Consider the following 23,255-nt stretch of genomic DNA (forward strand, 5'->3'; position numbering starts at 1 on the left):
AGTCTGTCTGAGACGAATCGAATGTCGAATGAAGCTCGAGAAGTCGAGCGCTACGGGGCGTATCGGTACAGCAACACATGAGAGAACCTCCTGACAGGCTTCGGCCCCTGGGGACCGAAGGTTCAGTGGGTCCGCTTCCTGCGGACCCGCGCTTGTCGATCCGGCACTCGCGTGCCGGATCGGCCTGGTCGTTCACCCGGGGCACCCCACCGCGGTTGGAGGGTTGCCGGCCAGCAAGCCGGGGCTCGATGCTGGCACTCATGACCTGGCGAAGATCTTAGCGGGTGACGGCACTCCACCGGAACAAGGGCACACGCTCGGAGTTCGGGGCAGCTCGAGCAGATGCTCGGGTGAGGACAATCACCGTGCCGCGACTCGAAAAGAAGTTGCCAGGGGGAAGACAATGATTCGGTCGGCTGTTCTTCTACTCGGTCGGTCTCTGCTGAATCGATTCGCCGAGCCGCCGTTCTCCTTGTTCACATCCCCGATCCACACGAAAGTTGTTCCGCTGTGACTGTCACCGATTCCGCTCTTTCCCGTGTCAGCGCTGTGCGCGGCAAGGTGTCGAGTGGTCTGAGTGTCAGTCATCGACCGCACTCGACCCGCCGCAAGCTCGCGATGCTGGCCCTGTCGATCGGCGGCTTCGGGATCGGCACCACGGAATTCGCGTCGATGGGTCTGTTGCCGGACATCGCGACGACGATGGGGATCTCCGAGCCCTCGGCCGGCCACATGATCTCCGCATACGCGCTCGGTGTCGTCGTCGGCGCGCCGACCATCGCGGCCCTGGCCGCCCGCGTTCCCCGCAGAATGCTGCTGCTGGCGCTGATGGTGGCCTTCACCCTCGGAAACCTCGGCACCGTGTTCGCGCCCAGTTTCAACGAGCTGGTGGCCTCTCGATTCGTGGCAGGGCTGCCGCACGGCGCGTACTTCGGTGTGGCTGCTCTGGTGGCCGCCCACCTGGCCGAGCCGGGCAAGCGAGCCAAAGCCGTCGCGATGGTCATGATGGGACTTTCGGTGGCCAACGTCGTCGGCGTCCCGGTGGCAACCTGGATCGGCCAGGCGCTGGGCTGGCGCAGCGCCTTCACGCTCGTCGCAGTCATCGGGGCACTGACCGTCACCGCGCTCGTTTTGTGGATGCCGCGTCTCGACGCGATGCCGACCACCAGTCCGATCACCGAGCTGGGTGCGCTGCGCCGGGGCCAGGTGTGGATGACCCTGTTCGTGGGCATCGTCGGATTCGGCGGCATGTTCGCGGTGTACACCTACATCGCATCGACGCTGACCGACGTTGCCGGTCTTGCCCGCGCATTCGTTCCTGTCGCCCTGATGATCTACGGACTCGGAATGGTCGCCGGAAACTACGCGGGCGGCTGGCTCGCCGATCGATACCAGCTCAAGGGCACCTTTGTCGGGCTGGCCGCCACCGCGGTATTCCTGGCGGTGTTCGTCGTAGCGGCACACAATCCGGTGACCGCGCTGCTCCTGGTCTTCCTGATCGGCGCGTCCGGTTCGTCGGTGGTCCCCGGCCTGCAGACGCGACTGATGGACGTGGCCGAGGACGCCCAGACACTCGCCGCGTCGCTCAATCACGCGGCATTCAATCTTGCCAACGCGATCGGAGCGGCAGTCGGTGGTGCCGTGATCGCCGCCGGATTCGGCTACACGGCACCGGCCGCTGTCGGTTCCGGTCTGGCAGTGGCCGGCCTGGGCGTTCTGGCCACCGCGATGTGGATGGACAGGCGCTCCGCCGCGAAGTAGGCGACCTGGTCCTGTCAGCCGGTGATCGTCGCTGCCGTTCCGCCGAGTGCCTCGGTCAGCGCCGGGGTCAGCTTGTCGATGACGTACGGCAGGCTCAGCACGCTGGTGAAGTAGATTGCGCCCGCCGTCACCCCGTCGGTGAACACGAGGTTGCCGTCCTGCACCGGTTCGAGGGCGTTGTACACCGCTTCCTTTTCGAGCTCGGTGCGGTCGCCCGGGCTCTCGGTTCCCCAGATCAGTACGTCGGCGGAGTTGAGAACCGACAAGTTCTCCAGCGGAATGCTGGCCTGCCCACCGCCGTCGAGGGGAACGTACGCGTCGATGTCCGTGGGGATGACGAAACCGAGCGCGGTGAGGAAGTCGGTGCTCAGCCCGTCCTGGTACGCGATGGCCTTGCCCTCGTAGAACGCATTCTGGAGAAAGATCGCCTTCCTGTCGGCGAATTCGGGGTGCGCCGCCGCGGCGTCGGCGAACTTGCGGTTCACGCCATCGATCAGGCCATCGACCTCGGCCTTCTTGCCCAATGCGCGCCCGATCTTCTCCGCCTGTACGTCCCAGGGCTCGAAGTAGGCGGTCGAGGCGTCGGACTGCGCCAACGTGGGCGCGATGTCGCTCAGGGTGCTGTAGGTCTCCGCGTTCAAACCGGCATTGGTGGCGATGATCAGGTCGGGTCGCAGTGCCGCGATCTTCTCCGTCTCGAAGCCGTCGCCGGTATTGGACAGCACTTCGGGCTGCGCGTCACCCAGTGCGGCCTGCGCCCAGGGCCAGGTGGCGTACGGCTGATCGCCGTACCATTCCGTGACGCCGACGGGTATCACGCCGAGCGCCAACACCGTGTCCTGTTCGGTGTATCCGGCCACCACGATGCGTGTGGGCTCTTCGGGGACCACGGTCTCACCGAACGCATGCTCGACCGAGACCGGGAAGGCTGCCGAGTCGGAGGCGGTACCTGGGGTCGGCGACGCCTCGTCGGTGGCGTTCGAGCACGCGCTGAGGAGCCCCGCGGTGGTCAGTGCTGTCACGCACACCGCCCAGGTCCGGAAAAGTGGTCGGTTACGCATGGATCGCCTCTCGGAAGGGTTGGCTAACATCAAGTAGGGTAGCCCACCCTAATCTATGTGTCGGCGTGTTCGTCCCTGTTGGGAACGGCTGCTCGAACCTTCACCGAACCTCCATATTTCCCGACGGACTCCTCCATGCGCGCCCTCTAGGGTCAGTTCTCATGAGCCGCACAGTTCTCGTCGTCGACGACGAGCCCACGATCTCCGAGGCCGTCGCCGCTCGGCTGCGCGGCGAGGGGTACGAGGTCGTCACGGCCGCCGACGGTCCCTCTGCCGTCGACGCGTGTGCCCGGTACGACCCCGACGTGGTGGTGCTCGATCTCATGCTGCCCGGGTTCGACGGTCTCGAGGTGTGTCGCCGAATCCAGGCGTCCCGCCCGGTCCCGGTGTTGATGTTGACGGCCAAATCCGACGAGACGGACATGCTCGTCGGACTGGGCGTGGGCGCAGACGACTATCTGGGCAAGCCGTTCAGCATGCGCGAGTTGGTCGCTCGCGTGCACGCCTTGATTCGGCGGGCAGAGCGAGCGGTGGTCACCGAACTGCAGGCCGTTCGAGTCGGTGATGTGCAGATCGACCACCGGGAACGGCGGGTGAGCAATCCCTCCGGCGACATCCACTTGACCAGAACAGAATTCGACATCCTCGCCTACCTCGCCGCGCGGCCGCGTACTGCGGTCTCTCGGGAAACCCTGCTGTCGGAGCTGTGGGGCTGGGACGATTCGGCAAGCAGCAGGACCGTCGACTCTCATGTGAAAGCGTTGCGGCGCAAGCTCGGTGGCGATCTCATCCGTACCGTGCACGGCGTCGGCTATGCCGTGGAGTCGCCCCGATGACGCGAATGCTGCCGCGCCCGCTCGATCCGCTGCGATCGTTCAAGCTGAAGGTCTCGTTCGTCGTAGGCACTGTGTTGGTGCTGGCGAGCGTCGTCTTCTGGATCGGGGCGGGCTGGCAGTTTCGCTACACATTGCTCGCGGCGCTCGTGGTCTCGCTGGCCGCAACGCAATTCGTCGCCCACGGAATGACGTCTCCGCTGCGCGAGATGACCTCGGCGGCCAAAGCGATGGCGCGAGGCGACTACTCGACACGCGTGCGCGCCACCTCACGGGACGAGGTGGGCGAACTCGCCACCGCGTTCAACACCATGGCGGACGATCTGGAAGCCGCAGAGAAGTATCGCCGCGAGTTGATCGGCAATGTCTCGCACGAGTTGAAGACGCCCATCGCGGCCCTGCGTGCCGTACTCGAGAACGTGGTCGACGGGGTGACCGACGCGAATCCCGAGACCCTGTCGGTGGCGCTGCGCCAAACCGAAAGGCTTGGTGACCTGGTCAACGAACTGCTCGACCTGTCGCGGGTGGAGGGCGGTGTACTCACCATTGCCAGAGAGGAGTTCCCGGTGCGGCAATTCCTCGAGGATGCGACCTCCGTTCATCGAGAACGAGTGTCGCTCGTTCTCGCGCCCGGCGATACGACCGTCGTGGCCGACCGGTCTCGCATGACGCAGGTGATCACCAACCTCGTCGACAATGCTGTGCGACATTCCCCGCCGTCGACCACCGTGACCGTACGGGCCCATCGAACCGCCGGGGCATTCGCATTCGACGTCGTCGATCAGGGCCCGGGTATCGCGATCGCCGATCGCCACTCGGTGTTCGACCGATTCACTCGCGGCGGTTCCACCGACGGCGGAACAGGTCTCGGTCTCGGCATTGCCCGCTGGGCCACCGAACTACACGGCGGAAGTATCGAAGTTCTCGACAGCGAAGTCGGCTGTCACATCAGAGTGGCCATTCCCGAGCACTGACTTTCTCGATCCATCCGAACCGCGACTGCTCGTCCCCGGACTGCAGCCGCCTACCTTCCATGCCCGAAGCACAGAAAAGGACCAGCCATGAGCACGATCGACATTCCGATCCGTAGTGGAAAGAAGCACGCACTGTCTCCCTGGGGGCCGCGCACCTGGCCTGTACTGCGGCACTCGAAGGCACCTCGCCCGGCGCTGATCGGGGCCGCTGTTGCCGGTCTGATCGGTGCAGTGACGTTGGTGGACAACACGTTCGGTGTGCTGATCACCGCGCTGGCCTTCGTGGTCGTCGCGCTCACTGTGCGCAGCGGCCGGCTTTCGCTGTGGGAATGGGTAGGCGTGGCAGGAGTTCTGGCGCTGGCGAGCGTCTCGGCGCTGCGAGCGGCCGAGTGGATCGTGACGATGTCGACGACCCTCGCAATCGTTGTCGGTGCCGTGGTGCTCTCACGTGCCTGGACGTGGACGGGGATTGCCCTCGGCGCGCTCCTACCGGTGTTGCTGCCGGTGCGCGTGGTCCGATGGACCCGACGCGGAGCCGGTTCGATCGATCTGGAGGGGCCGCGGCCGGTGCGGATCGGCATGGTCACCATCGTGACCGTGGCGCTCATCGTCGTGTTCGCGGCGCTGTTCGGTGCGGCAGACCGGCGCTTTGCCGACGCATTGAGTGCGGTAACGCCCGAGTTCGATGTCGCCTCGATCCTCGGACGGACCCTCGTCTTCGTGCTGACCGCAGGAGGTGCGCTCGCCGTTTCCTACGTCGCACTGCATCCACCCCGATTCGATCGCCTCGCACCGTCACCGCGTCGAACATTGCGGTTGTGGGAGTGGATGATTCCGCTCGGCGCGGTGGTGGCCCTGTTCGTCGTGTTCGTCGCCTTCCAGGTACCGACGCTGTTCGGCGGTCAGGGACATGTGTTGACCACCGAGGGGCTGACCAATGCCGAATACGCCCGGCAGGGCTTCTGGCAATTGCTCGCGGTCACGGTACTGACACTGCTCGTCATCGCGGTGACGGTCGCGAAGGCTGGGCGAAAAGACCGTGGAGATCGAATCGCACTGCGGGCGTTGCTCGGAGCGCTGTGCCTGCTGTCGTTGGTGATCGTTGCGTCGGCCCTGCATCGAATGTCGTTGTACGAACAGCAGTACGGCTACACGACGCTCAGGTTGTTCGTCACGGCAGTCGAGTGGTGGCTGGGATCGGTGTTCGTGCTCCTGCTCGCCGCTGGTGTGCGGATGTCGGGGCGCTGGCTACCGAGAGCAGTGGGAGTCGGTGCAGTTCTGACCGTGCTCGCGCTGGCAGCTCTGAATCCGGATGCGTACATCGCGCGGCACAACGTGGAGCGATTCGAGCAGACCGGAGGTATCGATGTTTTCTACCTGAGTGGGTTGTCCTCCGACGCCGACGCGGAACTCGATCGACTGCCCGATTTCACGCGAGCGTGTGTGGAAGGCCGCGGCGTGGTGCGAGTGGGCAACACATGGCAGTGGTGCACAGACCCGTTGGTCTCTGTACCCTGAGCAACGACTCAGGTTCAGTGGCAACACCAGGGAGGTGCGGGATGAAATATCAGAGGTTTGTGGTCACCTCGCTGCTTCTCCTGACGCTGCTGCTGGCGACGCCGGCAGGCAGTGCGGACGTCGCCCTGGTTCTCGTCGCGGCGCTGGCAACGCTGATGCTGCTCGCGCACCGTGCCGATGTTCCGACACTGCTGCGCCTACTGCCTGATGTCGGCCCCACCGCCGAGGAACGCCACCTTCGAGGCTCGTTCCGGCGTCAGCATCGCCCGGATGCCCCGGGCCGCCCACAGCCGCGAGCACCCGGTGCCCTGGTGGGGGCACTGTAGGTCGACAGTTCCCCCACGCCTTCGCAACCCGTAGTCCGCGAGGCAGTCACAAGGAACCGAAGATGCTCGAATCTCGATCACTCCACGTCGCCGTACGACGCCACGCCGGGATCCTCTTCGGAGTCCTGGCTGTCCTCCTCGTCGTCTTCACCGTTGTCGACGCACAACCCGCCGCTCAGATAGCGATGTTCGGTGCGTTGGTCGCGGCATCTCTGGTCGCCCTCGGTGCGCCGGTCGACCTCGCCGCGGTCGCGCCGATGTCGTCGTGCGCCACCGGCGCTGACGGGCGGCGGCTTCGGGGATCGTTCCGAAGACAGCAGCAACCCGATGCGCCGGGTCGCCCCATGCCCAGAGCGCCAGGTTCGGTCCGTGGACCGGACCGGTGGCTCCAGTTCGTCTGAGCCACTGCGAGATCCGGTCGAGATGACACTCGACCGACTTCTCTCACAGTGAGGTGCTCCACCATGCTCGATTTCGTCTACTATCCCGTCTCCGCAGTGCTGTGGTTCTGGCACAAGGTCTTCGGATCCGTGCTCGGCCCCGACAACGGCGTCGCCTGGGCCTTGGCAGTGATCTTCCTGGTCTTCACACTGCGTGCGCTACTGATCAAGCCGTTCGTCGGCCAAATTCGCTCCCAGCTCGCCATGAAGAGGCTCCAACCACAGATCGAGGCCGTCCAGAAAAAGTACTCCGGGGACCGTGCTCGACAGGCAACCGAGATGCGGAAGTTGCAGCAGGAGCATGGCTTCAGCCCCTTGATGGGATGCCTGCCGCTGCTGGCTCAGGGCCCGGTCTTCATCGGCCTGCTCCACGTGCTGCGATCGTTCAACCGGACCGGTACCGGATTCGGCCATCTCGGCATGACGGCGCAGGAGAACGCGAACACCGCGAACTACGTGTTCAGCGCCGCCGATGTGCAGTCCTTCCTCGACGCGCGCCTGTTCGGTGCGCCGATCTCGGCTGCCGTCAACAGCTCTCGGGAAGTACTCGAGGCGTTCGGTCCGTTCGGGGGAGTGCCGTCGGTCTGGAGTATCGCGTTCGTCGCGGTCCCGTTGATGATCGTCGCCGCGGTGGCGACGCATCTGAACTCGCGGGCGTCGATCGCCCGGCAAGATGCGGCGGCGCTCGCCAACCCGCAGACGGCGATCATGAACAAGCTGATGCTCTGGGTCTTCCCGGCCGGTGTGCTCGTCGGCGGTCCGGTTCTACCGATCGCGGTATTGCTCTACTGGGTGAGCAACAACGTCTGGACCTACGCCCAGCAACACATCGTCTACCGACGCATCGATCGCGAACAGCTCGTGGAGGTGCCGGTGGCGCCGGTGGTCACCGCGCCGAAACCCGGGGCGAAGCCCAAACGCCGTTGAATGGCCGGTAGTGGAGCCTGCAGTCACGAAGGGAAAGGAAGGCCACCCGCCGTCTGTCGGTGGGCTCCGCTACCGTCGTCGGCGTGCCGATCACTATCTCCACAGTCAACGTCAACGGAATTCGCGCTGCTGTCCGCAAGGGCATGCTGCCGTGGCTGGAGGCCACCGATGCCGATGTCATCTGTCTGCAGGAAACCCGCGCCGACGACGGGGAATTGACCAAGGCGCTCGCGCCTGCCCTCGATGCAGGCTGGCACCTGGCGTCGGCCGAGCCGTCCGCGAAGGGACGCAACGGGGTGGCATTGCTGTCGAGGGCCGCTCCCGAAGCAATTCGTACCGGCATCGGCGCTGCCGAGTTCGCCGACTCGGGTCGCTACATCGAAGGCGACTTCGGCGACATCACCGTCGCCAGCCTGTACCTACCCTCGGGTGAGGTGGGTACCGATCGTCAGGACGAAAAGGAACGCTTCATGGTGGCGTTCGCGAAGTATCTGACCAAGACGGCCAAGGCAGCGAAGACCGGCGATCGCGACGTGGTGGTGTGCGGTGATTGGAACATCGCCCACACCGAGGCAGATCTGAAGTCGTGGAAGACCAACCGCAAGAATTCGGGGTTCCTGCCCGAGGAACGCGAGTGGGTGACGCGGCTGCTCGCCGAGAAGGCCCCGTGGACTGACGTGGTGCGAGCACTGCACCCGGACGTCGAGGGTCCGTACAGCTGGTGGTCCTACCGCGGCAAAGCGTTCGACAACGATGCCGGTTGGCGGATCGACTATCAATTGGCCACGAGTGACCTGGCCGAGCGCGCGAAGGAAGCGATCACCGAGCGCGCCGAGGCGTACGACCAGCGCTGGTCCGATCATGCGCCGGTGACGGTGCGTTACCGCTAGAGCGGAGCCTGCGGAGTGACCCGTGTTGCCAGGCAGTAAAGAGGGCGTCGATCGGGTCGTGAAAAGATTGCGGCATGTCTTCTCCCGACTCCATCGACACTCAGCAGGGTCCGCGCCGGCGGGTGCTCTCGGGCATCCAACCGACTGCCGACTCGTTCCATCTCGGTAACTATCTGGGTGCGGTGCGGAACTGGGTGGAGTTGCAGGACGAGTTCGACGCGTTCTACTTCATCCCGGACCTGCACGCGATCACCGTTCCGCAGGACCCCAAGGAGTTGCGCCGACGCACTCGGGTGGCCGCAGCACAGTTGCTCGCGGTAGGAATCGATCCGGAGAAGTCGACGCTGTTCGTGCAGAGTCAGGTGCCCGAGCATGCGCAGTTGGCGTGGGTTCTGAACTGCATCACCGGCTTCGGCGAAGCAGCGCGAATGACGCAGTTCAAGGACAAGTCCGCAAAGCAGGGTCGCGATCACACCAGCGTCGGGCTGTTCACCTACCCGATTCTGCAGGCCGCCGACATCCTGCTCTACCGGCCGAATCTGGTGCCGGTGGGTGAGGATCAGCGTCAGCACCTGGAGTTGACTCGTGACCTGGCTCAGCGTTTCAACACGCGTTTCAAGAAGACGTTCGTCGTGCCCGATGCGCACATCATCAAGGGCACTGCGAAGATCTTCGATCTGCAGGATCCCACCGCGAAGATGAGCAAGTCCTCCTCGAACCCGGCGGGCATCGTCAACATTCTCGACGATCCGAAGGTGTCGGCCAAGAAGATCCGTTCGGCGGTGACGGACAACGAACGCGACATCGTGTTCGATCCGGAGAACAAGGCGGGTGTCAGCAATCTGCTGGTCGTTCAGTCCGCCCTGTCGGGCGTGAGCATCGACGATCTCGTTGCCGGCTACGCGGGGAAGGGATACGGCGATCTCAAATCCGACACCGCCGACGTTCTGACCGAGTTCGTCGTACCGCTGCGCGAACGAATGGACGGATTCATGGCCGACGTCGCCGAGCTCGATCGCATCCTCGCGGCCGGAGCGGATCGGGCGAGGGATGTGGCGAGTCGAACGCTCGCTCAGGTCTACGACCGGGTGGGTTTCCTGCCTCCGGGCGCATAGCATCCACGGCGCACCGGGTTTCGGTGTGCTGCATTTCGGCAGACCGGTGCGCAGCACCGCGGTGACACGATCCGACAGCGGCCGACGACAGCGAGAAGGTGAGTGCCATGCCAGATTTCAAGGCCATGCTCGACGACCGGCGCAACCGATGGCCGTGGCTCGATCACACCGTCGTTGCTGCCCAGCGGTATCAGGGTCAGAAGGGCGACTACTACGCGGCGGGCATGACGTATTTCAGTGTGCTGGCCCTGTTCCCGTTGCTGATGGTCGCGTTTGCGATCGCCGGATTCGTGCTGGTGAATCAGCCCGAGTGGCTGGCCGAGATTCAGTCTCAGATTGCGGCGAACGTGCCGGGCAGTTTCGGTGAGACGATCAATTCGTTGATCCAGACCGCCATCGAGTCCCGCACCAGTGTCGGCATCATCGGCCTGCTCGGTGCCCTGTACGCAGGTCTGGGTTGGATCGCCAACCTCCGCGAGGCGCTGACGGCGATGTGGGAGAGCCAGCACGAGCAGGGCGGTTTCCTGGCCACCAAGGCCAAGGATTTCGCTGCACTGCTCGGGCTGGGCACCGCACTGGTGCTGTCGCTGGCGTTGTCGGCGCTGGCCGGTGGCGGGGTCATGCGCGGCATTCTCGAGTGGGCCAACCTGGACTCTGTCCCTGGAGTGGGTGTGGCACTGCGCGTTTTCTCGATACTCCTTGCACTGGCGGGAACCTGGGCGTTGTTCACCTGGGTGATCTCGCGTCTTCCGCGCGAGCCGGTCTCGTGGCGCAGCGCAGCCAAAGGTGCTCTGCTGGCCGCTGTCGGGTTCGAGATCTTCAAGCAGCTCGGTGCCATCTACCTCGCATCGGTGACAAGTGGTCCTGCAGGTGTGGTGTTCGGACCCATCATCGGTCTGTTGGTGTTCGTGTTCACGACGTCTCGGTTGGTGCTGTTCTCCACGTCGTTCGCCGCGACGACTCGCGAAAGCCTTGCCGTAGCGCACGTGCCTGCACCGGAGCCGGCAGTGATCAACACCAGGGTCGAGGTCAGCGAAGGGCCCGGCGTGACCGGCGGACTGGCCCTCGTGGGTGCCGGCGTTCTCGCAGCTCTCGGCGTCGCAGGAATGCGCAACAGACGCCGCTGAACCTTGTCGCGCCGGCATAAAGCCGAAGTCCTGTTCAGCGATTGCGCGAAAGCCGACGAGCGCCCCACAACAGCCCGATCACCACGACGGCGCCGATGACCCCGATCGCGATGCGAACAACGGTGTCGCCCTGGGCTTTCATGTCGGATTGGCGGCTGCTCGATGCCGATGCCGATGCGGGCGGCTGCGCGAGAGTCGGGTTGGCCTCGGCGGCACGGGTACTCGTCACCGCGGATGTCGACTGCGGTTCCACGAGTTCTCCGACATCGAGGCTCGGATCGAGCGCGAAACCGTAGTCCAACAGACGGGCCGCCTGCTCCCAGGGCCGGATCGGGAGCACATCACCCTTCATGATCGTCACGACGAGGCGTCTTCCGTTGCGCTCTGCTCCTGCGACGAACGTCTGGCGAGCATCGTCGGTGTATCCGGTCTTGCCTCCGAGGGCTCCCTCGTAGTTGTAGAGCAACTGATTGTCGTTCGAGAGGGTGAACCCGGGTCGGTCCTGATCGTCCGGGATCGCGGGATCCTTCGGATAGCCAGGAAACTGAACGGTCTCCGTCGAAATCAGCTGCGCGAAGGTGGGATTGCGCATTGCCTCGCGGTAGATCAACGCCAGGTCGTACGCCGAGCTCGCCATGCCGGGACCGTCAAGCCCGGACGGCGTCGCGGTGCGCGTGTCGAGTGCGCCCAGCTCGGCAGCCTTGGCATTCATCTTGTCCACGGTGGCGGCGTCCCCGCCCAACTGCCTCGACAGAGCATGCGCTGCATCGTTTCCCGAGGCCATCACCAGGCCCTGCATCAACTGGAAATTGGTGTAGACGCCGTTCTTGCCGATGCCGACGGCGCTGCCCTCGGCGTCGGCATCCTCCCCGGTCGCTGTGATCGGAGTGTTCAGGTCCAGCTCGTCCAGAGCGACGAGGGCGAGCAGCACCTTGATCGTGCTCGCCGGCCGATGTCGTCCGTGCGGATCCTTTGCCGCCAGCACCGAACCGGAGTCCATATCGGCCACCACGAATCCGGTGGCCGAGATCTCCGCAGGCAATGGGGGAGCCCCGTCCGGCAGCACTGCCCCGCACTCGGCGAGCCGATCCCCGCCGACGGCGTCCGCCGGAATCGGAAGTGGTTGAGGCGCAGTACTTCCCGGAGCCGGAACCTCGGAAAGGTCGATCGCCGGGGGAGGTGACGCCGCGAACGGGCAGCTGTCGGTGTCGGGCGTCGTGAACGGCGGAGTCGTCGTCACGGCAGGTGGCTCGCCGGCGGGCTGGGCCAGAGCCGGTCCGGCACCTGTGCCGACGAGAATCATCGACACCGCCGACACGGCCACGCACACTCGAATCCTTTTCATCGCGAATCACCTTAGGCGCTCGGGGGTTCGTCGACGTGGCGACCCACCGACGAGCGTCGCCTCGACGGTGCGGTCCGACGCTCGACACGATCCTGCGCACCCACGCCTGACTTCGACGGTGCGTCCGCGCTGCGCACGACCGTCAGCAATATGAGAACTCGCTCATGTTGCGCTCCTTCGCTTCTCACGTTCGACCGCGATCGTTGAGTCATCACCGAAACGGTGCGAAGAGAACCCGGATCGAAGGAGCAGACATGAGAATGCCAGGAAAAGCCGTGATCGTCGGTGCAGCAGCCGTCGTCGTCACCCTCGGAAGCGTCGGCGCACTCGCCATCGCCGACGACGACCCGGCCCAGCAGCGCCCGTCCTCGATTTCGGTGGAACAGCGCCTGCCCGCGGCCGACCCGGCTCCGAACCAACCAGCTCCCCAGCAGCCTGCGCCCACCCAGATCCCGGATGACCGCTATGACGACGACCGAGACGATCGCGACGACGATATCGATGGGCGCGACGACGATCGGGACGACCGCAACGACGACGGCATGAACGACGACGGCATGAACGACGACGACCTGAACGACGACCTGGACGATGGTAACGACGACGATCTGGACGACAACGACGATCTGGACGACAACGACGATCTGGACGACGACAACTGAAGTCCGGGAGTGGCGTCGGCAGTCGTCGACGCCACTCACGTCTCGGACAGTCGGTATCCCATTCCGCGGACGGTCTCGATCCGTCCTGCACCGAATTTCGCCCGCAGGTACCGGACGTACACGTCGACGACGTTGGAGCCCGGGTCGAAGTCGTAGCCCCACACCTGCGACAGCAGTTGCTCTCGCGAGAGGACCTGTCCGGGGTGGCGCATGAAGGTCTCGGCCAGCGCGAACTCGCGGGCCGACAGATCGACGGTTCGGTCTCCGACAACCGCTCGCCGAGTCCGCAGGTCGAGGGTGAGGTCGGCGACAGCGAGCTGCGTGGTGTCGGCTGTTCGCTTCGTGCCCAAGCGAACTCGTATGCGCGCCAGCAGCTCCTCGAATCGGAACGGCTTCGCCATGTAGTCGTCGGCACCGGTTTCGAGACCGGACACCACGTCCTGCACGCTGTCGCGTGCAGTCAGCACGATGACCGGTATCTCGCACTGCTCTCCGCGCAGTCGCTGCAGTACCTCGAAGCCGTCCATGATCGGCAAACCGATATCGAGGACGACCAGATCGAAGTCACCGCTGCGTGCATGTTCGTAGGCGGATTTGCCGTCGGAGACGGTGGTGGTGGTGAACCCGCTCGCTCTGAGCCCCTTGTGCACGAACGAGGCGATGCGGGGTTCGTCTTCGGCGATCAGGATGCGGGCCATGGTCGGTCCTTCTGCTGGGGGACGGAATCTGTCAGTGGAATCGTGACGGTGAACGTGGCACCGTGCCCCGGTGCGCTGCCGACGCTCACCCGTCCCCGATGGGCCTGTGCAATTGCGGTGACGATGGACAAACCGAGGCCCGCGCCCTCGGTGCGCCTGGTTCCGTTGCGACCGCGGGCGAAGCGTTCGAAGATGCGTTCCTGCTCGTCGCGTTCGATTCCCGGGCCCGAGTCGGTGACCCAGAATCGGATGTCACCGTCGGACAGTTGCGACCCGATGCCGATCCGGGCACCAGGGGTCGTGTGGTGAGTAGCGTTGTCCGCCAGGGCCAGTAGTGCCTGGGTCAGTCGTTGCGCATCCAGCGGCGCATGGACTGTCGCACTGGCCTCGAATACCCATTCCCGGTCGGCGAGGGTGGTCACCTTGTCGAAGACGCTCCGAGTGAGCGCGTCGACGTCGGTGGCGACGGGCCTGACGAAGCTCGTCTGTTCTGCCCGCGTGAGCAGCAACAGGTCGGCGACGAGTCGGTTCATCCGGTCCAGTTCGTCGTCGACGAGTGCGACGGTGTCACGAACATCGGCAGGGTCCCCGTGGTCGAGTACATCGAGGTGACCTCGAACGATGGTGATGGGAGTGCGGAGTTCGTGGCCCGCATCGTCGAGGAATCTGCGTTGGCTCGCTGCGCCGGACTCGATCCGGTCGAGCATCGAGTTCAATGTGTCGATCAGGGCTCCGATCTCGTCGCCCCGACCCGACGTTCTCGCGTCGTCGATTCTGCCGGACAGGTCGGTCTCGGTGATCGTTCGGGCGGTGGCGGTGATGCGTCTGATCGGCGACATGATGCGGCCGGCCACGAACCACGCGCCTACTGCCGCCAGTACCGAGGTGACACCGCCGACCAGAAGCATCAGGGTGGCGGTCTCGTCGGCGGACGCGCGTTCCTGGTCGGCGAAGTACGCGGCGACCACGACGCCGGTCATCGGGTCGCCCGCCAGAGAGACCGGCACCGCGAGGTACACCACTTCGCCTGCCGCACTCGAGTACGAACCCTCGACAGGAGCGGTGACCGTACCGACCTGGGCAGTGAAGCCGTCGTCGTCCGACAGTCGCACCGGTGCCTGCTGCCTGCTCTGCACGGCGAAAGCGCCGTCGACGTATCCCAGGAACTTCTCGTTGGGGCGAGCGAGGTTGTAGGTGATCACCACGCGGAGCACGTCGTTGATGTTGTCGAACGGTTCGCCGGTACCCGGATCGACGCCTGCATCGGTGAGAGTGGTGAACTCGGCGATCTCGGTGCGCAGCGAATCTCGCATGCGATTGTCGGTCGCTCGGATCATGAGCAGCCAGGTGGTGACGGTGACGGCCGCCAAGGACGCCAACACCAGCAGCAGTACAGACGAGAAGATTCGGCTTCGGGCGCTGGTCGGGCGGAGCGAAAGCAGTCGTGTCGCAATCACGTAGTCGGTCTTGCAGAGAAGTCAGTCGTCGCCATCGTCGTCCCAGTCGTCGTCGAAGTCATCGTCCCAGTCGGCCGGTGGCAGCGGGGGAGGGGGCACGAATCCGTCCGGTGCCACCGGCTGCAGCACGGTAGGGGACGCAGGATTGCCCGGATCCGGTGGCGGAGAAACAGGTTGCGGAGCACCCGGGCCGGAAGGCACGGGCGCGGCAGGTGCGACGATGGGTGCGGGCAACGGGGTCTGCTCGCCCGTCGGTCGCGTCGTCAGCAATGCTGCGGCGAGCACGGCGAGCGTGAGCAGTCCGAGGGCCGCGACGATGATGGTTCGCACACGACCGAGTCTGACGACGGCGGATTGTGGGTACGTGAATCGCTGATGAGAGTTCTCTCATCTCGTCCGAGGTCCGCTGATGCTCCACATATTCGTCCGTTGTTCGAGAGGAAGTGCAATGAAGTTTCGGCAGAGGCGCAGTTCGATCGTGGTCGGCGCGGTGTTGGCGCTGACTCTTGCTGCCTGTTCGAGCACCGGTGGTGCGCCTCGGTCCTCCGACCAGGGAAGCAACGCGGGCGTTGCCGACACGCCGTTGGCGACAATCGCGATGATCACGCACGGTGTTCCCGGCGACACCTTCTGGGATCTGGTTCGCAAGGGCGCCGAGGCCGCCGCAGCCAAGGACAATATCGAACTGCGCTACTCCGCAGATCCCGAAGCGCCCAACCAGGCCAACCTCGTACAGAGTGCGATCGACTCGAGGGTCGATGGCATTGCGGTCACCCTGGCCAAGCCCGACGCCATGGCTCCCGCGGTCGAGGCCGCGAGCGCCGCAGGTATTCCGGTTGTCGCGTTGAATTCCGGCTACGACGCATGGAAGGACATGGGAGTCCAGCAGTATTTCGGCCAGGACGAGACGATCGCGGGGCGGGCAGCGGGAACGCGCCTCGCCGGGGACGGTGCGCGCAAGACTCTGTGCATCATTCACGAGCAGGGCGCAGTGTCTCTCGAGTCTCGCTGCGCCGGCGTGAGGCAAGGATTCACCGGTGGCAGCACCGAAATTTTGAACGTCAACAGCAAGGACATGCCGTCCGTCGAGGCGACCATCACCGCCAAGCTGCAGCAGGATCCGACCATCGACCACATCATTGCCCTTGCCGCTCCGATCGCCTTGACTGCAGTGCAGTCCAAGAACAATTCCGGCAGCGACGCCACGGTGGTCACCTTCGACACCAACGCTGCGCTCGTAGATGCGATCGAGTCGGGCGATGTGGCGTGGGCGATCGATCAACAGCCGTACCTGCAGGGCTACCTGGCTGTCGACTCGCTGTGGCTCTACCTCAACAACGGCAACACCATCGGCGGCGGCAACCCGGTGTTGACCGGGCCCGCGTTCATCGACTCGACCAATATCGACGCGGTCGCCGAGTACGCCCGTAACGGCACACGCTGAGCGCATCGCCTCGGCGCGGAAGGAACATCATGTCCACACAGGCCGATCCGGCTCTGTCGAAACACACAGTGCTCGCGGACGAGCGGGTCAAGAAGCAGAAACCGTTGCAGCGCTTGTCGATTCGCCCGGAGGTCGGTGCACTGTTCGGTGCGGTCGTCATCTTCGCCTTCTTCTGCATCGTCGCTCCGCCGTTTCGGTCACCCGAGGCCCTCGCCACGGTGCTGTACGCGTCCTCGACCATCGGCATCATGGCGATCGGTGTCTCGCTGCTGATGATCGGGGGCGAATTCGACCTCTCCACCGGGGTGGCCGTGACCTTCTCCTCGATCATGGCGTCGATGCTCGCCTACAACCTGCACCTGAACGTATTGGCCGGATCGGTCCTGGCATTGGTGCTGGCACTGTCGGTCGGCCTCCTGAACGGATACCTGGTGATGCGCACCAGGATTCCGTCGTTCCTGATCACGCTGGCATCGTTCCTGATGCTCACCGGCATCAATCTCGCCGTCACCAAGCTGGTCACCGGTCAGGTCGCCACCCCGTCCATCTCGGACATGGAGGGATTCGACTCGGCCAAGGCAGTGTTCTCGTCCTCGTTCTCGCTGCTGGGTGTCTCCGTCCGCATCACCGTGGTGTGGTGGATCGTGTTCACTCTCGCGGCAACCTGGGTGCTGATGAAGACGCGTGTCGGCAACTGGATCTTCGCCGTCGGCGGTAACCAGGACTCGGCGCGGGCCGTCGGCGTCCCGGTCACCCGAGTGAAGATCGGCTTGTTCATGTTCGTCGGCTTCTGCGCGTGGTTCGTCGGAATGCACCTGCTGTTCGCCTTCGACACAGTCCAGTCCGGCCAAGGCGTCGGCAACGAATTTCTGTACATCATCGCCGCCGTCATCGGCGGATGTCTGCTCACCGGTGGATACGGCACCGCCATAGGCGCCTTCATCGGAGCGTTCATCTTCGGCATGACCAACCAGGGCATCGTCTACGCAGGCTGGAACCCGGACTGGTTCAAATTCTTCCTCGGCGCGATGCTGCTCTTCGCAGTGATCGCGAACAACTCCTTCCGCAACTATGCGGCGAAAAGGTGATTCATGACCTCCACCGCGAACACGCCCCTCATCGAACTGAAGAACGTGGGCAAGAGCTACGGCAACATCATTGCGCTGCAGGGAATCGATCTCCGCGTCGGTGCGGGCGAGGTCACCTGCGTCCTCGGTGACAACGGTGCCGGTAAGTCCACCCTGATCAAGATCATGGCCGGTCTGCATCAGCAGTCGGAAGGGGAACTGCTCGTCGACGGTGAGGCGACCACGTTCGCCTCACCGAAGCAGGCCGTGGACCTGGGTATCGCCACGGTCTACCAGGATCTCGCGGTGGTCTCGCTGATGCCGGTGTGGCGCAACTTCTTTCTCGGCCGAGAGCTGACGAAGGGCAGAATTCTCGCGACCCTCGACACCCATGCCATGCGCGCGAGAACCATCGAAGAACTGCGCAAGATGGGCATCGATCTGCCCGACGTCGATGCCCCGATCGGCTCACTCTCCGGAGGTCAACGCCAATGCGTGGCCATTGCCCGCGCCATCTTCTTCGGCGCTCGTGTGCTCATCCTCGACGAACCGACAGCAGCTCTCGGCGTCAAGCAATCCGGAATTGTTCTCCGGTACATCTCGGCAGCGCGAGATCGAGGCTTGGGCGTCGTGTTCATCACCCACAACCCACACCACGCGTACCTGGTCGGAGATCGCTTCGTCCTCCTCAACCGCGGGCGTCAGACGTTGGACTGTGCGCGAGAGGACATCTCGCTCGAGGACCTCACCAAAGAAATGGCAGGCGGCAACGAACTGGCGACCCTCTCCGACGAACTGCGCCGCTGACATCGCGGCCGCAGTGTCAGGCGTGAGAATCGGGCGCTGCGGGTAGAAGAGCGGTAGCGGTGCCCGACGGAGGTGCCAGACGAAGGAGTCGACCATGAGCGAGCACGAGCCCCTCGGACCACTGTCGCCGGACTTTCTCGAATCCGATTTCTACGGGTATCAGAGCCTGCTCGACGACGCCGAGATCGAGGTGGTCCTGCGTACCCGCCGATTCCTGCAGGACGAGGTTGCGCCGCGAGCCAACGAATTCTGGGAGAACGCCACCTCTCCGGTGCACCTGCTGCCGAAGATCGCCGAGCTCGAAATCGCCGGTCTGGGCTACGGGTTCGACGACCGCAAGGCCTCGCGCAAGCTGCTGACCGGGTGGCTGGAGATGGAATTCGCGCGAGTCGATCCGTCGACGGGAACGATGTTCAGCGTGCACAGTGCGCTGGCGATGAGCAGCATCTCGATTCTCGGATCCGAGGAACAACGCGAGCGCTGGTTGCCTGCCATGCGTCGGATGGAGACGATCGGCGCGTTCGGGCTCTCCGAACCGCACGGTGGATCCGACGTCGCGGGCGGACTCGAGACCACGGCTCGACTCGACGGAGATCACTGGATCCTCAACGGCAGTAAGCGCTGGATCGGCAACGCCACCTTCGCGGACCTGACCATCGTATTCGCCAAGGACGAGGCCGACGGCGAGGTCAAGGGCTTCGTGGTCGAAAAGCACTTCGAGGGATTCCGGGCCGAAAAGATCGAGGGCAAGTATTCACTCCGCGCGGTCGAGAACGCCGACATCCATCTGGAAAACTGCCGGGTCCCGGTCGACAACAAGCTCGCCGACGCCAACTCCTTCGCCGACACCGCCAAGGTGCTCCGCTTGACCCGCGGAGGAGTGGCGTTCCAGGCGGTGGGTGTGATGATGGGCGCGTACGAGCGGGCAGTTGCGTACGCACGCGAACGCGAGCAGTTCGGCTCTCCGATCGCGTCGTTCCAGCTGATCTCGGATCTGATCGCCCGCATGACGGCGAACATCACGGCATCCCTCGGCATGGCAATCCGCGTCTCCCAGTTGCAGGACAACGGCGTCCATTACGACGAACATGCAGCACTGGCGAAGACGTTCTGCACGACGCGATTGCGCGAGGTGGTCGGCTGGGCCCGAGAAATACTGGGCGGCAACGGAATTCTCATCGAGCACGACGTCATCAGATTCTTCGCCGACGCCGAGGCCCTGTACTCCTACGAGGGCACGGCGCAGATCAACAACTTGATCGTCGGCCGCGGCGTGACGGGGTTCGGCGCGTTCGTCTGACACACGAAACGACAAGCGCCCCTTCGCTTCGATGCGAAGGGGCGCTTGCCGTGGTCGACAGTGACGATCAGCGAGCGAAGAGCAGTGCGCGCTTGACTTCCTGGATCGCCTTGGTCACCTGAATGCCGCGAGGGCACGCGTCGGTGCAGTTGAAGGTGGTGCGGCAGCGCCACACACCCTCGACGTCGTTGAGGATGTCGAGGCGCTCGGTGGCACCCTCGTCACGGCTGTCGAAGATGAACCGGTGTGCGTTGACGATCGCGGCGGGGCCGAAGTAGCTTCCGTCGCTCCAGAACACGGGGCACGAGGTGGTGCAGCACGCGCACAGGATGCACTTGGTGGTGTCGTCGAACCGCGCACGGTCCGCTGCGGACTGGATCCGCTCACGGGTCGGCTCGTTGCCGGTCGTCATCAGGAACGGCTTCACGGCGCGGAACGCGTCGAAGAAGGGCTCCATGTCGACGATGAGGTCCTTCTCCACCGGCAGACCCTTGATGGGCTCGATGGTGATGTTCAGCGTCTTCGACGAGTCCTTGGGGAGCATGTCGCGCATCAGCACCTTGCAGGCGAGACGGTTGACCCCGTTGATACGCATCGCGTCGCTGCCGCAGACACCGTGTGCGCACGAGCGACGGAACGTCAGTGTGCCGTCCAGGTAGCCCTTCACGTACAGCAGCAGATTGAGCAGACGGTCGGTGGCCAGGGTGGGTACCTGGAAGGTGTCCCAGCGCTGACCGTCGCCGTTCTCGGGATTGAAGCGCGCGATCTTGAGGTTGACCATCACCGCGCCCTCGGGGACGGGGGGCAGGTCGGACTCGTTGGACTTCTTGTCCAGGGTGGGTGCGCTCATATCAGTACTTCCGCTCCATCGGCTCGTAGCGGGTTTGGATTACCGGCTTGTAATCCAAGCGGATCTCGGTGAGCAGACCTTCGCCCTCTTTGTAGGCCATGGTGTGCTTCATGTACTCGGCGTCGTTGCGCTCGGGGTAGTCCTCGCGAGCGTGTCCGCCGCGCGATTCCTTCCGGTTCAGTGCACCGACGACCGTGACCTCCGCCATTTCGAGCAGGAAGCCCAGTTCGATGGCCTCGAGCAGGTCGCTGTTGTAGCGCTTGCCCTTGTCCTCGACGGTGATCTTGTTGTACCGCTCCTTGAGGGCGCGGACATCTTTGAGCGCCGTCTCGAGGCGCTCTTCGGTACGGAACACCGACGCGTTGTTGTCCATCGACTGCTGCATCTCGGTACGGATGTCGGCTGCGCGCTCGTGCCCGTGGTCGGACAGGATGAGCTCGAGCCAGTCCTGCACCATCTTCGCCGGATCCTCGGGGAGCGGGGTGAAGTCCACGGAGTTGGCGTACTCGGCCGCTGCGATGCCCGCACGACGGCCGAAGACGTTGATGTCGAGCAGCGAGTTGGTTCCCAGACGGTTCGCGCCGTGCACCGAGACACAGGCGCATTCGCCCGCTGCGTAGAGGCCGGGAACGATGTCCTCGTTGTTGCGGAGCACCTCACCGCGAATCTTGGTGGGGATACCGCCCATGACGTAGTGGCACGTCGGGTAGACGGGCACCGGCTCCTTGACGGGGTCCACGCCGAGGTAGGTGCGCGAGAACTCCATGATGTCGGGGAGCTTCTCGTCGAGAACTTCCTCGGGGATGTGCGTCACGTCGATGTAGACGTAGTCCTTGTTGGGGCCGCCGCCGCGACCTTCGAGCACCTCGAGCACCATCGAGCGCGCGACGATGTCGCGGGGCGCGAGGTCCTTGATGGTCGGCGCGTAACGCTCCATGAAGCGTTCGCCGGACTCGTTGCGCAGAATGCCGCCCTCGCCGCGGACCGCCTCGGAGATGAGAATGCCCAGTCCTGCGAGACCTGTCGGGTGGAACTGGTGGAATTCCATGTCCTCCAAGGGAAGTCCCTTGCGGAAGACGATACTCATGCCGTCACCGGTGAGGGTGTGAGCATTGGAGGTGGTCTTGTAGATACGACCCGAGCCTCCGGTGGCGAAGATGATCGACTTCGCGTGGAAGATGTGCAGCTCACCGGTGGCGAGCTCGTAGGCGATGATGCCGGTCGCGACGGGGCCGTCGTCGGTTTCGGTCAGACACAGATCGAGCGCGTAGAACTCGTTGTAGAACTCGACGTCGTGCTTGACGCAGTTCTGGTAGAGCGTCTGCAGAATCATGTGGCCGGTGCGGTCGGCGGCGTAGCACGCACGACGGACCGGTGCCTTGCCGTGATCGCGGGTGTGGCCGCCGAAGCGACGCTGATCGATCTTGCCCTCGGGTGTCCGGTTGAACGGAAGGCCCATCTTCTCGAGGTCCAGAACGGCGTCGATGGCTTCCTTGGCCATGATCTCCACCGCGTCCTGGTCGGCGAGGTAGTCGCCGCCCTTGACGGTGTCGAACGTGTGCCACTCCCAGTTGTCTTCCTCGACGTTGGCCAGTGCGGCGCACATGCCGCCCTGAGCTGCGCCCGTGTGCGAACGGGTGGGGTAGAGCTTGGTCAGTACTGCGGTGCGAGCGCGGGGTCCGGCCTCGATCGCGGCACGCATACCGGCACCGCCTGCGCCGACGATCAGTACGTCGTAACGATGTTCCTGCATGTAAGCGTCAGTGTCCTTAGCTCGCCGAGATGTTGGGATCGAACGTGAAGATGACGTAGGTGCCGACGCCCATGATGAGAATCATCGACAGCACCAGCAGTGTGGTCAGCCAGAAACGCGTCGAATCCTTGCGGGAGTAATCCGCGATGATCGTGCGCAGGCCGTTACCGCCGTGCAGCTGAGCGAGCCAGAGCATCGTCAGGTCCCAGAACTGCCAGAACGGGCTGGACCATCGACCGGCGACGAACGCGAAGTTGATGCGGTGCACACCGTCGTCGAGCATCAGCATGATGAACATGTGTCCGAGGACGAGCACGACCAGCGCCAGTCCGGAGAAGCGCATGAACAGCCACGCGTAGAGCTCGAAGTTGCCCTTGCTCTGACGCCGCGGCGAACGCGGGTTGGCCAGGCTGGCCGGGCGGTCGTAGTTCGTGCCGAGGACCTTGGCCTCGGGACCGTGCGTCGACATCAGTGACCACCCGCCGTGAACATGTTGTAGAAGATTCGTCCCGCGCCGGGGATCATGACTACCAGCCAGACGGCTGCGATGATCCACAGCATCGTCTTCTGGTACTGCGGTCCCTTGGACCAGAAGTCGACCAGCATCACGCGGATACCGTTCAGCGCGTGGTACAGCACGGCCGCGACGAGGCCGAGTTCCATCAGGCCGACGAGCGGGGTCTTGTAGGTCTCGATGATGGCGTCGTACGTTTCGGGGTTGACCCGAACCATCGCCGTGTCGAGGACGTGGACGAACAAGAAGAAGAACGTCAACACGCCTGTGATGCGGTGCAGAACCCAGGACCACATGCCCGGGTCCCCGCGGTACAGAGACCGCTTGTGCTCCTTGACCGGAGCGGCTTCCGTCGTGCTACTCATCGAGTGCAATGCCTCCAACGT

24 protein-coding genes and 1 riboswitch are annotated in these 23,255 nt (G+C 64.3%); of the genes, 15 read left to right on the top strand and 9 right to left on the bottom strand.

All coding sequences use genetic code 11. From position 1 onward, the window contains the following. Nucleotides 1–143: 143 nt before the first annotated feature. Nucleotides 144–266: riboswitch (SAM riboswitch) on the bottom strand. 352 nt (nt 267–618) lie between these two features. Beyond that, nucleotides 619–1,761: an MFS transporter gene (locus ACNEOT_RS11620; protein WP_415975102.1), complete on the top strand. Its 1,143-nt coding sequence runs from the start codon at nt 619–621 to the stop codon at nt 1,759–1,761. Between the two features lie 14 nt (nt 1,762–1,775). Here the strand turns inward: ACNEOT_RS11620 and ACNEOT_RS11625 are convergent, their stop codons facing one another. Then, nucleotides 1,776–2,783 (bottom strand): ABC transporter substrate-binding protein, encoded by a 1,008-nt coding sequence (locus ACNEOT_RS11625; protein ID WP_415974150.1) that lies wholly within the window; start codon nt 2,781–2,783, stop codon nt 1,776–1,778. 200 nt (nt 2,784–2,983) lie between these two features. Between ACNEOT_RS11625 and ACNEOT_RS11630 the strand changes: the two genes are divergently transcribed. The 9 genes from ACNEOT_RS11630 (at nt 2,984) to yhjD (ending at nt 10,972) form a co-directional block, all read left to right on the top strand. Next, a complete protein-coding gene (locus ACNEOT_RS11630) occupies nt 2,984–3,658 on the top strand; it encodes a response regulator transcription factor (protein WP_415974152.1) in 675 nt (224 codons plus the stop codon). Then, on the top strand, nt 3,655–4,629 hold the full coding sequence (locus ACNEOT_RS11635) for an ATP-binding protein (protein WP_415974154.1): 975 nt from the start codon (nt 3,655–3,657) through the stop codon (nt 4,627–4,629). The genes ACNEOT_RS11630 and ACNEOT_RS11635 overlap by 4 nt, the downstream gene beginning before the upstream one ends. Before the next feature lie 87 nt (nt 4,630–4,716). Next, on the top strand, nt 4,717–6,147 hold the full coding sequence (locus ACNEOT_RS11640) for a DUF4153 domain-containing protein (protein ID WP_415974156.1): 1,431 nt from the start codon (nt 4,717–4,719) through the stop codon (nt 6,145–6,147). 41 nt (nt 6,148–6,188) lie between these two features. Next, complete coding sequence (locus tag ACNEOT_RS11645) at nt 6,189–6,473, top strand: DUF6412 domain-containing protein (RefSeq protein ID WP_415974158.1); 285 nt, start codon at nt 6,189–6,191, stop codon at nt 6,471–6,473. A gap of 62 nt (nt 6,474–6,535) precedes the next feature. Further along, nucleotides 6,536–6,874, top strand: a complete 339-nt coding sequence (locus tag ACNEOT_RS11650; protein ID WP_415974160.1) for a DUF6412 domain-containing protein — start codon at nt 6,536–6,538, stop codon at nt 6,872–6,874. A gap of 63 nt (nt 6,875–6,937) precedes the next feature. Next, nucleotides 6,938–7,840, top strand: a complete 903-nt coding sequence (gene yidC, locus ACNEOT_RS11655; RefSeq protein WP_415974162.1) for a membrane protein insertase YidC — start codon at nt 6,938–6,940, stop codon at nt 7,838–7,840. Between the two features lie 83 nt (nt 7,841–7,923). Continuing rightward, on the top strand, nt 7,924–8,730 hold the full coding sequence (locus tag ACNEOT_RS11660; RefSeq protein ID WP_415974164.1) for an exodeoxyribonuclease III: 807 nt from the start codon (nt 7,924–7,926) through the stop codon (nt 8,728–8,730). Between the two features lie 74 nt (nt 8,731–8,804). Continuing rightward, nucleotides 8,805–9,845 (top strand): tryptophan--tRNA ligase, encoded by a 1,041-nt coding sequence (gene trpS, locus ACNEOT_RS11665; protein WP_415974166.1) that lies wholly within the window; start codon nt 8,805–8,807, stop codon nt 9,843–9,845. 107 nt (nt 9,846–9,952) lie between these two features. Next, nucleotides 9,953–10,972, top strand: a complete 1,020-nt coding sequence (yhjD, locus tag ACNEOT_RS11670; RefSeq protein WP_415974168.1) for an inner membrane protein YhjD — start codon at nt 9,953–9,955, stop codon at nt 10,970–10,972. 34 nt (nt 10,973–11,006) lie between these two features. Here yhjD and ACNEOT_RS11675 read toward each other — a convergent pair whose 3' ends face one another. Beyond that, nucleotides 11,007–12,317 carry a D-alanyl-D-alanine carboxypeptidase family protein gene (locus tag ACNEOT_RS11675; RefSeq protein ID WP_415974170.1) on the bottom strand — a complete coding sequence of 437 codons (1,311 nt, stop codon included), beginning with the start codon at nt 12,315–12,317 and terminating at the stop codon, nt 11,007–11,009. Between the two features lie 254 nt (nt 12,318–12,571). Here ACNEOT_RS11675 and ACNEOT_RS11680 point away from each other — a divergent pair, with 254 nt between their 5' ends. Beyond that, nucleotides 12,572–12,979: a hypothetical protein gene (locus ACNEOT_RS11680; protein ID WP_415974172.1), complete on the top strand. Its 408-nt coding sequence runs from the start codon at nt 12,572–12,574 to the stop codon at nt 12,977–12,979. A 35-nt stretch (nt 12,980–13,014) separates the two neighbouring features. On the opposite strand, the gene ACNEOT_RS11685 is transcribed toward ACNEOT_RS11680, so the two are convergent. From ACNEOT_RS11685 to ACNEOT_RS11695, 3 genes are read right to left on the bottom strand one after another with little or no spacing between them, the layout of a single operon-like run. Then, nucleotides 13,015–13,677, bottom strand: coding sequence for a response regulator transcription factor (locus tag ACNEOT_RS11685; RefSeq protein ID WP_415974174.1), 663 nt, complete (start codon nt 13,675–13,677; stop codon nt 13,015–13,017). Further along, a complete protein-coding gene (locus tag ACNEOT_RS11690; protein ID WP_415974176.1) occupies nt 13,662–15,134 on the bottom strand; it encodes an ATP-binding protein in 1,473 nt (490 codons plus the stop codon). The genes ACNEOT_RS11685 and ACNEOT_RS11690 overlap by 16 nt, the downstream gene beginning before the upstream one ends. Nucleotides 15,135–15,155: 21 nt before the next feature. Continuing rightward, nucleotides 15,156–15,464, bottom strand: coding sequence for a hypothetical protein (locus ACNEOT_RS11695; protein ID WP_415974178.1), 309 nt, complete (start codon nt 15,462–15,464; stop codon nt 15,156–15,158). A gap of 118 nt (nt 15,465–15,582) precedes the next feature. Between ACNEOT_RS11695 and ACNEOT_RS11700 the strand changes: the two genes are divergently transcribed. From ACNEOT_RS11700 to ACNEOT_RS11715, 4 genes are all read left to right on the top strand, one after another. After that, the gene (locus tag ACNEOT_RS11700) at nt 15,583–16,578 is read left to right on the top strand and encodes a substrate-binding domain-containing protein (RefSeq protein ID WP_415974180.1); all 996 of its coding nucleotides are present in this window, start codon (nt 15,583–15,585) and stop codon (nt 16,576–16,578) included. A gap of 29 nt (nt 16,579–16,607) precedes the next feature. Further along, nucleotides 16,608–17,666, top strand: a complete 1,059-nt coding sequence (locus ACNEOT_RS11705; RefSeq protein ID WP_415974182.1) for an ABC transporter permease — start codon at nt 16,608–16,610, stop codon at nt 17,664–17,666. 3 nt (nt 17,667–17,669) lie between these two features. Beyond that, nucleotides 17,670–18,452, top strand: coding sequence for an ATP-binding cassette domain-containing protein (locus ACNEOT_RS11710; RefSeq protein WP_415974184.1), 783 nt, complete (start codon nt 17,670–17,672; stop codon nt 18,450–18,452). A gap of 94 nt (nt 18,453–18,546) precedes the next feature. Beyond that, nucleotides 18,547–19,752, top strand: coding sequence for an acyl-CoA dehydrogenase family protein (locus ACNEOT_RS11715; RefSeq protein WP_415974186.1), 1,206 nt, complete (start codon nt 18,547–18,549; stop codon nt 19,750–19,752). Between the two features lie 67 nt (nt 19,753–19,819). Here ACNEOT_RS11715 and ACNEOT_RS11720 read toward each other — a convergent pair whose 3' ends face one another. Genes ACNEOT_RS11720 through sdhC form a run of 4 tightly spaced genes read right to left on the bottom strand, consistent with a single transcriptional unit; the run spans nt 19,820 to nt 23,165 of the window. Beyond that, complete coding sequence (locus ACNEOT_RS11720; protein ID WP_037188150.1) at nt 19,820–20,602, bottom strand: succinate dehydrogenase iron-sulfur subunit; 783 nt, start codon at nt 20,600–20,602, stop codon at nt 19,820–19,822. A gap of 1 nt (nt 20,603) precedes the next feature. Then, complete coding sequence (gene sdhA, locus ACNEOT_RS11725) at nt 20,604–22,355, bottom strand: succinate dehydrogenase flavoprotein subunit (RefSeq protein ID WP_415974188.1); 1,752 nt, start codon at nt 22,353–22,355, stop codon at nt 20,604–20,606. Between the two features lie 16 nt (nt 22,356–22,371). Then, a complete protein-coding gene (locus tag ACNEOT_RS11730) occupies nt 22,372–22,824 on the bottom strand; it encodes a succinate dehydrogenase hydrophobic membrane anchor subunit (RefSeq protein ID WP_415974190.1) in 453 nt (150 codons plus the stop codon). Further along, entirely contained in the window at nt 22,824–23,165 is a 342-nt protein-coding gene (gene sdhC / locus ACNEOT_RS11735; protein ID WP_415975104.1) for a succinate dehydrogenase, cytochrome b556 subunit, read from the bottom strand. Before sdhC ends, ACNEOT_RS11730 begins: the two co-directional genes overlap by 1 nt. Between the last annotated feature and the right edge of the window lie 90 nt (nt 23,166–23,255).

It is taken from the genome of Rhodococcus sp. 077-4 (assembly GCF_047782425.1).
Classification (GTDB): Bacteria; Actinomycetota; Actinomycetes; order Mycobacteriales; family Mycobacteriaceae; genus Rhodococcoides.

Bases quoted from the DNA above. Each gene is read 5' to 3' on its own strand.
- yhjD (WP_415974168.1), top strand. From the start codon at position 9,953: ATGCCAGATTTCAAGGCCATGCTCGACGACCGGCGCAACCGATGGCCG.
- ACNEOT_RS11715 (WP_415974186.1), top strand. From the start codon at position 18,547: ATGAGCGAGCACGAGCCCCTCGGACCACTGTCGCCGGACTTTCTCGAA.
- sdhA (WP_415974188.1), bottom strand. From the start codon at position 22,355: ATGCAGGAACATCGTTACGACGTACTGATCGTCGGCGCAGGCGGTGCC.
- ACNEOT_RS11675 (WP_415974170.1), bottom strand. From the start codon at position 12,317: ATGAAAAGGATTCGAGTGTGCGTGGCCGTGTCGGCGGTGTCGATGATT.
- ACNEOT_RS11650 (WP_415974160.1), top strand. From the start codon at position 6,536: ATGCTCGAATCTCGATCACTCCACGTCGCCGTACGACGCCACGCCGGG.
- sdhC (WP_415975104.1), bottom strand. From the start codon at position 23,165: ATGTGGTCCTGGGTTCTGCACCGCATCACAGGCGTGTTGACGTTCTTC.
- ACNEOT_RS11645 (WP_415974158.1), top strand. From the start codon at position 6,189: ATGAAATATCAGAGGTTTGTGGTCACCTCGCTGCTTCTCCTGACGCTG.
- ACNEOT_RS11710 (WP_415974184.1), top strand. From the start codon at position 17,670: ATGACCTCCACCGCGAACACGCCCCTCATCGAACTGAAGAACGTGGGC.
- ACNEOT_RS11720 (WP_037188150.1), bottom strand. From the start codon at position 20,602: ATGAGCGCACCCACCCTGGACAAGAAGTCCAACGAGTCCGACCTGCCC.
- ACNEOT_RS11640 (WP_415974156.1), top strand. From the start codon at position 4,717: ATGAGCACGATCGACATTCCGATCCGTAGTGGAAAGAAGCACGCACTG.
- ACNEOT_RS11705 (WP_415974182.1), top strand. From the start codon at position 16,608: ATGTCCACACAGGCCGATCCGGCTCTGTCGAAACACACAGTGCTCGCG.
- ACNEOT_RS11635 (WP_415974154.1), top strand. From the start codon at position 3,655: ATGACGCGAATGCTGCCGCGCCCGCTCGATCCGCTGCGATCGTTCAAG.
- ACNEOT_RS11685 (WP_415974174.1), bottom strand. From the start codon at position 13,677: ATGGCCCGCATCCTGATCGCCGAAGACGAACCCCGCATCGCCTCGTTC.
- yidC (WP_415974162.1), top strand. From the start codon at position 6,938: ATGCTCGATTTCGTCTACTATCCCGTCTCCGCAGTGCTGTGGTTCTGG.
- ACNEOT_RS11620 (WP_415975102.1), top strand. From the start codon at position 619: ATGCTGGCCCTGTCGATCGGCGGCTTCGGGATCGGCACCACGGAATTC.
- ACNEOT_RS11700 (WP_415974180.1), top strand. From the start codon at position 15,583: ATGAAGTTTCGGCAGAGGCGCAGTTCGATCGTGGTCGGCGCGGTGTTG.
- ACNEOT_RS11630 (WP_415974152.1), top strand. From the start codon at position 2,984: ATGAGCCGCACAGTTCTCGTCGTCGACGACGAGCCCACGATCTCCGAG.
- ACNEOT_RS11680 (WP_415974172.1), top strand. From the start codon at position 12,572: ATGAGAATGCCAGGAAAAGCCGTGATCGTCGGTGCAGCAGCCGTCGTC.
- trpS (WP_415974166.1), top strand. From the start codon at position 8,805: ATGTCTTCTCCCGACTCCATCGACACTCAGCAGGGTCCGCGCCGGCGG.
- ACNEOT_RS11730 (WP_415974190.1), bottom strand. From the start codon at position 22,824: ATGTCGACGCACGGTCCCGAGGCCAAGGTCCTCGGCACGAACTACGAC.